Here is an 11,398-nt window from a genome sequence, read left to right on the forward strand (position 1 = left end):
TTTTACCTTACAATGAAAAGCAATTTACTTTCGAACATATACAATCCTGCCGATTTACGTCTTTTAAAAGAAGAGCAGCTTACTGAGGTTGCTCAGGAATTACGCCAGTTTATTATTGATGTGGTTTCTGTAAAAGAAGGGCATTTGGGTGCCAGTTTAGGTGTAATCGAACTGACAATTGCTTTGCATTATGTTTTTAATACGCCCGAAGATTTATTGGTTTGGGATGTTGGCCATCAGGCATACGGACATAAAATTTTAACTGAAAGAAGGGAAATTTTTCATACTAACAGACAAATTGGAGGAATTTCGGGTTTCCCAAAAAGAGCGGAAAGTATTTATGATACTTTTGGAGTAGGACATTCTTCTACTTCTATTTCTGCAGCATTGGGAATGGCGATTGCTTCTAAACTAAAAGGCGATTTTGACAAACAGCACATTGCGGTTATCGGCGATGCTTCTATCGCAAGCGGAATGGCTTTTGAAGGTTTAAACCATGCCGGAGTTACCGATGCTAATATTCTTGTAATTTTAAACGACAACGCGATTGGGATTGATCCAAGTGTTGGCGCTTTAAAAAAATATCTGACTGCTGTTAAAAACGGAAAAAATCCGAAGCAGAATAACATTATAAAATCTCTGAATTTTGATTATTCCGGCCCAATTGACGGCCATGATTTTCCAACTTTAATCAAAGAATTAAACCGATTAAAAAAGATTAAAGGGCCAAAATTTCTTCATATTGTAACTACAAAAGGAAAAGGTTTGCAGCAAGCAGAAGAAAATCAGGTGAAATATCATGCGCCCGGAAAATTTGATGCTTCAACGGGAGAAATTCATTTAAAATCAGAAGAAAATCTTCCACCAAAATATCAGGATGTTTTTGGCTTAACTATTTTAGATTTAGCCAAAAAGAACGAAAAAATAATAGGAATCACACCCGCAATGCCATCCGGAAGTTCTTTAAAATTTATGATGGATGAACTGCCGGAACGTGCTTTTGATGTGGGAATTGCAGAACAACATGCTGTAACTCTTGCTGCCGGAATGGCAACTCAGGGAATGATCGTTTATTGCAACATTTATTCAACTTTTTTACAGCGCGCTTACGATCAGGTTATTCATGACGTGGCTTTGCAAAATTTACCCGTTATTTTTTGTTTAGACAGAGCCGGTTTAGTTGGCGAAGACGGTGCAACGCATCACGGTGTTTTTGACATTGCTTATCTGCGTTCTATCCCGAACATGATTATTTATGCGCCAATTAATGAAATTGCGCTTCAAAACATTTTATATACGGCACAATTAGGCTTAAATCATCCTATTGCGATTCGATATCCAAGAGGACGCGGTGTCTTACAAAACTGGGAAGTAGAAAATTTCGGACATTACGAAAAAACTAATATTGGCGAAGGAAACTGCTTAAAAAAAGGTACAAAAACGGCCATTTTATCTACAGGAGCAATTGGAAATAATGTAATCGAAGCTATAAATCAATGTTCTAATTCAGATGAGCTGGCGCATTATGACTTCTCTTTTATTAAACCATTGGATATCATAATGTTAGATATTATTTTTTCAACTTTTGAAAATATAATTACGATAGAAGATGGTGCAAAAAAAGGCGGATTTGGAAGTGCTGTTTTAGAATTTGCTGCTGCAAATAACTTCAAAAATAAGATCAAAATCTTAGGCATTCCTGACCAGTTTATCGAGCATGGAAGCGTGCTGCAGCTACAACAATTGTGTGAAATTGACGTTAAATCTTTAATAAAACTTTTTTCAAACGGTGTAAAATAATTATTTTGCAACACCAAAAATACAAAAATAAGCCTAATGAAATTATTACGTTCTACCCTTTTGCTTTTGTTGTTACTGTGTACTTCAAAAAACTTTGCACAGCTTATACAGACGACTTTAGATCCAAATCAATTACCAAAACTGCCTTCAAACTGGACTAAAAAAAATCAATTAGGTTTTGATATTTCAGAGATCGCTTTTGTGAACTGGAGTGCGGGGGGAACAAGTTCTATTTCTGGTTTATTTAAAGGCGAATTTGGACGAACTTACGCAAAAGGAAATCATAAATGGGTTAACGAGCTTATTGTTAAATATGGTTTAAACAAACAGGACGGAACGGAACTTAGAAAAACGGATGACGCTGTTTTATTAAACTCAACATACGGTTTTAGAAAAGATACTGTTTCAAACTGGTATTATTCTGCTAAGTTCAACTTCAATACACAATTTACAAACGGTTACAATTATCCAAATCGTGATATTGCAATCTCTAAGCCTTTTGCACCAGCTTATATCTTTCTGGGAGCGGGAGCTGAGAATTCAAACAAAAAGAAAAACAGGACTTTTTACTTCTCTCCTATTACGTTAAAAACTACTTTGGTATTAGATCAATACTTGGCAAATCAAGGTTCTTTTGGTGTTAAAAAAGCGGTTTATATGACAGATCCTTTAGATCCTAATAATCAAATTTTAGTTGAGGAAGGGCAGAAAGTAAAGGCGGAATTTGGTATTCTTTTTACCGGATATATGAAAAGCGAAATCTTTAAAAACATTTTTTACGAAAACAGATTAAGCTTATATACTGACTATTTAAACAGATTTGGAAATGTCGATGTTGATTACGACACACGTTTAGACCTTGTTGTAAACGCTTATGTAAAAGCAAATATTGGTGTTCACCTAGTATATGACGACGATATTAAAACTAAAAAAGATGTTGTCGATCCTGTAACCGGAAGTACTTCACAGGTTAACGACGGACCACGAGCGCAATTACGTCAGGTTCTTGGAGTTGGTTTAGTTTATGCTTTTCAATAAATAAAAATTCATTTTATAAAAAAAGTGCCTGTAAATATTTACAGGCACTTTTTTATAATCTAATTTGAAAATTAATTCTTTTTTCTTCCCTGAATCATTTCGTATAATTCTAATGCATTCCCATCCGTTAAAAGTGAAACATAATGACAAATATGAAGCAGGCGCTCATATAAATTGCCTTTTTCTAAATGATGTTTTTCTGGCAGCATTTTCAGGATTAGCTTATCGTAATTTGATGCTGTTCCTTCATATTTATTATTGAATGCTGTGATAAACTTATCAAGCAGGGTTTGAATGATTTGATACCCTACAATTTCTTTTTCAATAACTTCGCGGCTTTGGTAGATTTTTTCAACACTTAAGTTGATGATATCATTCATCTGCGCTTTGTATTTACTTTTATCGGTTAAAGCAAAAGGGAAATTTCCAGCTAGAATTGCTTCTTCATTTTCGACAAAAACATCTACAGCATCATTAATTAAAGCGTTAATTGCTAAGGCACGTAAATAACTTATTCTGTCTTCTTTTGTTTCTAACAATTTATATTTGGCAACTCCAATATTGTCTTTTACTAATTTGATTAAGTATTCTAAAGCATAATCTTCAGAAACTAAACCAAGATTGATTCCATCTTCAAAATCAATAATAGTGTAGCAAATATCATCCGCAGCTTCAACAAGATAGGCTAAAGGATGTCTTTCAAAACCAATATCGCCCTCTTCTTTATTTGGGATCATTCCCATATCTTCGGCCACTTCTTCAAAAAAAGCTTTATCTGTCTGGAAGAAACCGTATTTTTTATCAGCAATATTATTGGTTGGTTTTTTCGGAAGACTTTCTTTCGGATATTTCATAAAAGCACCTAATGTTGCATATGAAATCCTAAGTCCGCCTTCAATTCCCGGGCGGCTTGCCGTTAGTACCGAAAATCCATTGGCATTTCCCTCAAAATCAATTAAATCCTGCCATTGTTTTGCTGTTAGTTTATCTTTGTATTTTAACCCTTTTCCGGTAGAAAAATATTCGCCAATTGCTTTTTCACCAGAATGCCCAAAAGGCGGATTCCCAATATCATGCGCTAATGAAGCTGCGGCCACAATTGCCCCAAAATCATTCATATGATAACCGTGAATTTCTTTTAAATAAGGGTATTTTTCGATGATTTTTTTACCTACCAAACGCCCTAAAGATCTTCCCACAACAGAAACTTCTAAACTGTGTGTTAATCTGGTATGTACGAAATCTGTTTTAGAAAGCGGAATTACCTGGGTTTTATCCTGCAGAGAACGAAATGCAGCCGAAAAAATAATTCGGTCGTAATCAACTTCAAAACCTAATCGTGTATCATCTTGTTCTACACGTAATCTTTTGCTTGTATCGCCCTGACGTTTTAATGATAAAAGTTGTTCCCAGTTCATTTTTCTATTTTAGATTGTAGATTATTGATTTTAGATTGAGGATCTAAAGGTCAAAAATACATTTTATTTTAGGATAATATTAAATAAAAATAGGACGCAGATTAATTTGATTTAAAAGATTAGATGTTTTGTTCGCCACGAATTCACGAATTAATTTAAGCACAATGATTTGTGGAAATTCGTGAAATTCGTGGCAAAAAATCTAAAAAAAAATCATTATAATCTGTGTAATCTGTGGCAAAATAATATTAAAACTCTAATGCGGTGCTGTGTTTTATTTCTCCCATTACAAAAATACTGTTTGTATTTCCGATGTTTTCTATTGTCGACAATTTATTCATTACAAAATCTTGATAACTAGCCATATCCTGTACCAGAATTTTTAGCATAAAATCGTAATCGCCGGCAATATTATAACATTCTATAATTTCAGGAAGTGCTACAATATCTTTTACAAAATTGCTTCCCACGTTTTTGGCGTGTTCTTTTAAACGGACATTGCAAAAAACCGTCATGCCGCGGTTCATTTTTTTCCTGTCAAGTAATGCGACATACTTTGTTATAAAACCATCTCTTTCTAACCTTTTTATTCGTTCATAAACTGGCGTTACAGTAAGAAATAATTTACTTGCGAGGTCTTTTGTGTTGATATTTGAGTTTTCCTGAAGGTGTTTCAGTATCAGCAAATCGGTTTTATCGAGGTTTTCCATAGTTTTTTTTACGGCTAAAGGTTCATTTAAAAGATATTCACAGTAATAAAATCTTTTTAAAATCACTTTTAAAACACATTTTACTGAAATAAATCTCAAATATAAGTTATAAAATCTAATACAATAAATTTGTTCAGTAAAAAATACTGAAATCAAAATGAAAACAAATAATTTAGGTTATCCAAGAATCGGGAGCAACAGAGAATTAAAAAAAGCCAGCGAATTGTATTGGGCAGGAAAAATTTCGGCAGATGAACTTATCGATGCCGGAAAAGAAATCCGTATCAAAAACTGGCATTTACAATCACAAGCCGGAGTAGATTTAATTCCGTCGAATGACTTTTCTTTTTATGATCAGGTTTTGGATTTGACTTTGACAGTTGGTGCAATTCCGCAGCGTTACCACGAATTCGCAAGAAAAAATTCATCTCTTGACTTGTATTTTGCAATGGCAAGAGGCGCACAAAAAGAAGGTCAGGATGTTGTAGCAATGGAAATGACAAAATGGTTCGACACAAACTATCATTATATTGTTCCTGAATTTACAAAGAACCAAAAATTTGAATTGTTTTCAGAAAAAATAATCAATGAATTTAAAGAAGCAAATGCTTTAGGAATTGCAACAAAACCAGTTTTAATTGGGCCAATTTCGTATTTACTTTTAGGAAAAGAAAAAGAAGAAGGTTTTAACCGAATTGATCTTATTGACGCTTTATTGCCTGTTTACTTCGAAATTTTCGAAAAATTACAAGCAGAAAAAGCAGAATATATTCAGCTTGACGAACCTTTCTTAGCTTTAAATTTAACGGATAAAGAAAGAAATACTTTTACGCAGGTTTATAACGAAATCAATATTCGTTTCCCAAAACTTAAAATCATTTTAGCGAATTATTTTGATTGTTTCGGAGAAAACTTAGAAACAGCTTTGGCTTTACCAGTTGATACATTCCATTTAGATTTAGTTCGCTGTCCGCTTCAATTAGATGATATTTTAGAATCCGGAAAACTAGCTTCAAACGTAAATCTTTCATTAGGAGTTGTTGACGGAAGAAATATCTGGAAAAATGATTTCAAAAAATCTTTAGAATTAATCAAAAAAGCAACTGATGTTTTAGGTAAAGACAGAGTTTTAGTTGGGCCTTCTTGCTCTTTAATCCACAGCCCTTGCGATTTAGATTTAGAAACAAACGATCAGACTTTAACGCCTGAAATCAAACAATGGCTTGCTTTTGCGAAGCAGAAAATCAATGAAATTGTTCTTTTAAAACAAATTAGTTCAGGAGAAGTTGATGTTAAAACTTCTGTTGATTACGAAAGAAATGTAATTGCAAATGAAAACCGTAAAACTTCAAAATTAATTCATAATAACGAAGTTAAAGCACGTGTTGCCGGAATTACAGCTGCTGATGATAAACGTAAAAGTGCTTTTGCAGCAAGAAGAAAAAGCCAGATTGAAGCGTTGAATCTTCCGTTATTTCCAACAACAACAATTGGTTCTTTCCCTCAAACGGCTGAAGTGAGAAGCTGGAGAGCGAAATTCAAAAAAGGTGAATTAACTACAGAACAATACAATGATTTAATCGAAAAAGAAACCGAAGCAACGATTCGTTTTCAGGAAGAAACCGGAATTGATGTTCTGGTTCACGGAGAATTTGAACGTAATGATATGGTGGAATATTTCGGTGAACAATTAGCCGGATTTACTTTTACAAAAAATGGCTGGGTTCAAAGTTACGGAAGCCGATGTGTGAAACCTCCGGTTATTTACGGTGATGTATCAAGACCAAACCCAATGACGGTAAAATGGTCTAAATATGCGCAGTCTTTAACGCCAAAATGGGTAAAAGGAATGCTTACTGGACCAGTAACAATTTTACAATGGTCGTTTGTACGTAACGATCAGCCTCGTTCTGAAACTTGTACACAAATTGCATTGGCAATTCGTGATGAAGTTGTGGATTTAGAAAAAGCGGGAATTAAAATTATTCAAATTGATGAGCCTGCAATTCGTGAAGGTTTACCATTGCGAAAAGAAGAATGGGCGAAATATTTAGACTGGGCTGTAAAAGCTTTTAGAATTTCTGCAAGCGGTGTAAATGATGATACTCAAATCCATACGCACATGTGTTACAGTGAATTCAACGACATTATTCAAAACATTGCCGATATGGATGCGGATGTTATTACAATTGAATGTTCTCGTTCGCAAATGGAACTTTTAGATGCTTTTGCCAACTTTAAATATCCAAACGAAATTGGACCTGGGGTTTATGATATCCACTCACCGCGTGTGCCTTCGAGCGCAGAAATGGTTCGTTTATTAGAGAAAGCTTCGGCTGTGATTCCTGTAGATCAATTATGGGTAAATCCTGATTGTGGTTTAAAAACACGTCATTGGGATGAAACTAAAAAAGCTTTAATCGAAATGGTTGCAGCGGCTCAGGAAATGAGAGCTGCGGTTGAAAATCCTGTAAATTAATAGTTTCCTTTTTAGATATATTTTTGTTTTTTATGTCAGCTTAGTGGAGTCGAGAATTAGTTATGATTTAGTTTCGACTTCACTTTTGTTGGCATTATTTTTTTTAAGCAGAAGACTTTTTGTTTTCAAAAAATCTTGGCGAACAATACGCTTAATATAAAATGTTTTATTCGATATTCGTTGCGTAGACGCACTGTAGTGCATCTCTACAGAACAAAATACGTGTATGATTATCAAAGAAAAATCAACACAAAACATATCGTAGAGACGCACCGCAGTGCGTCTTATGCGCAAAGGATACACTCAATGGGATTTTATCAATAAAAAAAGCACCCCAAATTGGAGTGCTTTTCTGAAATTGAATATATAATTTAAGATTAGAAGTTTTTAGAAATTCCAATGTTAAATGTTTGTCCGAAGTTGAAGTAGAAATTACTAACATCTGGACCATTGTTATCATAGCTTAATGTATCGTATCCTAAACCACCAATACTGAAGTTTAAACCAAAACCTTTTTTCATGTTAATGAAAAGAGCCGGAGTAATACCAACATACATTCCGTCTGCTTTATATTTTGTGTAATTTGCTCCAACATAATCTTTCTCTTTTCTATTTTGGAAACCAGCTCCTAAATCTGCAAATACTGAGAAAGTTTGGTTCAATGGCACAGAATAACGTACAAATGCTCCAAGTTTGAAATCATTTGTTTTGTATTCGTTTACTCCCTGGTCATTTTTTGAAGAAGCTACAGTAAATTCACCTCCAACAGTCCAGTTATCGTGAAATTGGTAACCAACTTTAGGAGAAAAACTGAATTGATTGTTTTTTGTTTCAGAATTTGTATAGTCAACCGTTTCAGAAGAATATCCGATGTTTCCACCTACTAAGATTGTTCCTTTTTGAGCGTTTGCAAAACTGCAGATAGCCAATGCAGCCATCACTAGAATTTTTTTCATAATTTGGGTTTTATTTTAATTTAGCATTCCTTTAACAATAACGATGCCGTGAATACTGGGCGCTGTTTAATTTTTTATAATTACTTTAAAAGATAAATTTTAGCAATCGAGACTATTTCTGTTTACTTTTGTAGCAAATAAAAAGTCATGTCGATAGAAGTAAACAGTATATCAAAAAGTTACGGAGAGCAAAAAGCTTTAAATGAAATTTCGTTTAAAATTGAGAAAGGAGAAATCGTAGGATTTCTTGGTCCCAACGGAGCCGGAAAATCTACTTTAATGAAAATTTTGACCACTTATTTACTTGCCGACAGCGGCTCAGCCCTTGTAAATAGCCACGATGTCATGACAAACGCAAAAGCAGTGCAGCAGTCGATAGGATATTTACCAGAGCATAATCCGTTATATTTGGATTTGTATGTTCGTGAGTATTTGGCTTTTAATGCCGATGTATATAAAGTACCGAAGTCAAGAATTGAAGAGGTAATTCAACTGACAGGACTGACACCGGAAAGCCATAAAAAGATCAGCCAGCTCTCAAAAGGATACCGCCAGCGCGTTGGTCTTGCGAATGCTTTACTTCACAATCCTGATGTTTTGATTTTGGATGAACCAACTACAGGTCTGGATCCTAATCAGTTAATGGAAATTAGAAATGTAATCAAAAATATTGGTAAGGATAAGACAATTTTTTTATCGACACATATTATGCAGGAAGTCGAAGCAATTTGCGATCGTGTCATAATTATTGACAAAGGACAAATTGTTGCCGATAATAAATTAGACCATTTAGTTGCTGCAAACAAAGAGCAAGTTATTGAAGTAGAGTTTGATTATAAGGTAGAAGAACAGCTTTTAGCCAGATTAGAAAACATTTCTTCGTACAAAAACACGCATGACATGACTTGGGAACTAACTTTTGTTACAGAAAAAGACATGCGCCCTGCAATTTTCGACTTTGCTACTGAAAATGGTTTAAAAACATTACAGTTAAATCAGAAAAATAAAAACCTGGAAGCTGTTTTTAGAGAAATTACTAAGTAAATTTTCAGTCGCAGTCGCGGTTTACAGTATCAGATATATTAAAACCGATTTATTTTTAGGAATAAATCGGTTTTTTTATTCTAAGAATCTTTGTTTCTCTTCATAATTCCCTTCTCTTTCAAACATTATTTACTCGTTATCAAACGTTTGACAATTTATCATGCAATTTTTAACTATTTTTATTTAGACTTGTTATAAATAATATTATATTTGCCAATGTAAAATTATAATATCAGCATTATGTCATTTCTATACTCCTATATAAAAAGTTTCTTCATTTCAATTTTAAATCAAACAGAAAGCTTTTTAGAAAAGCTTTCTCATAAAATTGAACAAATTGTTTTGCAATAAAACATAAGCCTATTTACACATCAAAAGCCTAAAATGAAATGAAGAACATTTTAACCATAATGAATGTATCAGTCTTTACATATAGAATTTAAATCCCTTGAACTTGTTTTTTTTGTTTTTTATTTTTTTTTGAAAGAAAAGAGCCTGCTAATTTTAGACAGGCTCTTTTTATTTCACTGAAATGATATTTGATTTTAGTGTTTTCAAGTAATAATAGACATTTTGTAATTCTAAAATGAAATTGTTATTATTAAAAAACCATATAATCAAGTCCGTAAATGACGTTGATTATATGGTTATATATGAAATTAAAACAGAAAGTTTTAACCTATTTTATTATAATTGAGGCGTATACGTTAATTTAGTAATAGCCGAAATATCAGTTCCACCACCAGTTATTTTTGCACCAGCAGTTGCAGCTCCGGTTTCTAAATTAATTTTGTAAATACGAACTTCATCATTTGTTACAAAAGCTTTATAAGCATTTCCATTTTCAACAAATAAACTTCCTATACCAAAATAGTTATCACCAGCGTGTCCAGGTAATCCTGTTACCGCAGTTATTTTTTTAGTTGGTAAGTCGATAATTGCAGATTTAAATTTAAAGGTATAATGACGTAAGAATCCCCATTCTACAGTATCGTCTGCAGCAGGAAGATAAACGATGTATGCTTTTTCTCCTCCAATTGGATAAGCTGCAAGTACTTTTCCGTTAAGAGTGCTTTCCTGAAGATCGAAGAAATAAGAAGCATCAAAATCTGTTTGTCCTTTATTAATACGAAGAATTCCAGAGTGAGAATCTTCTTTTACAGCATAACCTCCAGCTTTAGCATTTGAAGAGAAAGTATAAATATTTCCTGAATCTGTGCGTATAATACCCGTGTTAGTATAATACATACCAACTGCAGTTGTACGAGGATCGGCAATTCTTTTTACGAAAGTTAAAGATGGGTAATCATAAACTCTAATGTAAGCTTGCTTTTGATCTATCTGCCAGTCATCACTTGCATCTCTGTTAAATACAGATACAAACACTTTATCTCCAACTACTGTTACACCAGTTGGGAAATCAAAACGACCTGTAGTAGTTGCAAAATCGTTAAATTTACGACTTGTAATAAATTGTTTTACAGGATCATAAACAATTAATTCATTGTTTGAACTTGCGCCTTCCCATGAAGCGCCAACAATTAATAATTTATTATCTTCGGTAACACCATAAGCATACGGAGATTCGATAAAAACACGACTTCCGGCCACTAATGCTCCGGCAGCATTTAATGAAAATGGTGCAGAACCTTCGGCCTCACTATCCATTGCAAACATCGTATTAGCAATTGGAATGTACGAACCGCCTTGTTCAATTCCTTTTCCATTCATGTCTATAGTTCCGGTCATTAACTGGTCTATTGAACTAAAGCTCCACATGTAGTTTTCATTCCAGGTATCAGTTTGGTAACCAATAACATATTTACTTAACGTTACCGGTTCATCTGTATTAGAATCTTCACTGCTACATGAAAATATAGTAACTGACATTAGCATAACTGCTAATAGATTTTTAATTTTAAGTGTTTTCATAATTATTTAAATTTAGTTTAG

The 11,398-nt window shown here is 33.6% G+C and carries 8 protein-coding genes; 4 read left to right on the forward strand and 4 right to left on the reverse strand.

Annotated features, from left to right (window positions below):
• Positions 1 to 12 precede the first annotated feature (12 nt).
• Positions 13 to 1,800: a 1-deoxy-D-xylulose-5-phosphate synthase gene (locus tag BUE10_RS05945; RefSeq protein WP_073483280.1), complete on the forward strand. Its 1,788-nt coding sequence runs from the start codon at positions 13 to 15 to the stop codon at positions 1,798 to 1,800.
• Positions 1,801 to 1,836: 36 nt separating this feature from the next.
• The gene (locus BUE10_RS05950; protein ID WP_073483282.1) at positions 1,837 to 2,838 is read left to right on the forward strand and encodes a DUF3078 domain-containing protein; all 1,002 of its coding nucleotides are present in this window, start codon (positions 1,837 to 1,839) and stop codon (positions 2,836 to 2,838) included.
• A 71-nt stretch (positions 2,839 to 2,909) separates the two neighbouring features.
• On the opposite strand, the gene BUE10_RS05955 is transcribed toward BUE10_RS05950, so the two are convergent.
• The gene (locus BUE10_RS05955) at positions 2,910 to 4,256 is read right to left on the reverse strand and encodes a deoxyguanosinetriphosphate triphosphohydrolase (RefSeq protein ID WP_073483284.1); all 1,347 of its coding nucleotides are present in this window, start codon (positions 4,254 to 4,256) and stop codon (positions 2,910 to 2,912) included.
• 248 nt (positions 4,257 to 4,504) lie between these two features.
• On the reverse strand, positions 4,505 to 4,966 hold the full coding sequence (locus BUE10_RS05960) for an Lrp/AsnC family transcriptional regulator (RefSeq protein WP_029271860.1): 462 nt from the start codon (positions 4,964 to 4,966) through the stop codon (positions 4,505 to 4,507).
• Between the two features lie 157 nt (positions 4,967 to 5,123).
• On the opposite strand from BUE10_RS05960, the gene metE reads away from it, so the two are divergent.
• Complete coding sequence (metE, locus tag BUE10_RS05965) at positions 5,124 to 7,445, forward strand: 5-methyltetrahydropteroyltriglutamate--homocysteine S-methyltransferase (protein ID WP_073483287.1); 2,322 nt, start codon at positions 5,124 to 5,126, stop codon at positions 7,443 to 7,445.
• Positions 7,446 to 7,822: 377 nt separating this feature from the next.
• Here metE and BUE10_RS05970 read toward each other — a convergent pair whose 3' ends face one another.
• A complete protein-coding gene (locus BUE10_RS05970) occupies positions 7,823 to 8,401 on the reverse strand; it encodes an outer membrane beta-barrel protein (protein WP_073483289.1) in 579 nt (192 codons plus the stop codon).
• Positions 8,402 to 8,548: 147 nt separating this feature from the next.
• Here BUE10_RS05970 and gldA point away from each other — a divergent pair, with 147 nt between their 5' ends.
• Positions 8,549 to 9,445 carry a gliding motility-associated ABC transporter ATP-binding subunit GldA gene (gene gldA / locus BUE10_RS05975; RefSeq protein WP_073483291.1) on the forward strand — a complete coding sequence of 299 codons (897 nt, stop codon included), beginning with the start codon at positions 8,549 to 8,551 and terminating at the stop codon, positions 9,443 to 9,445.
• A gap of 687 nt (positions 9,446 to 10,132) precedes the next feature.
• Here the strand turns inward: gldA and BUE10_RS05980 are convergent.
• The gene (locus BUE10_RS05980; protein ID WP_073483293.1) at positions 10,133 to 11,377 is read right to left on the reverse strand and encodes a DUF4374 domain-containing protein; all 1,245 of its coding nucleotides are present in this window, start codon (positions 11,375 to 11,377) and stop codon (positions 10,133 to 10,135) included.
• Positions 11,378 to 11,398 lie beyond the last annotated feature (21 nt).

Source organism: Flavobacterium sp. CF108, from assembly GCF_900129795.1.
In the GTDB taxonomy this organism is placed as follows: domain Bacteria; phylum Bacteroidota; class Bacteroidia; order Flavobacteriales; family Flavobacteriaceae; genus Flavobacterium.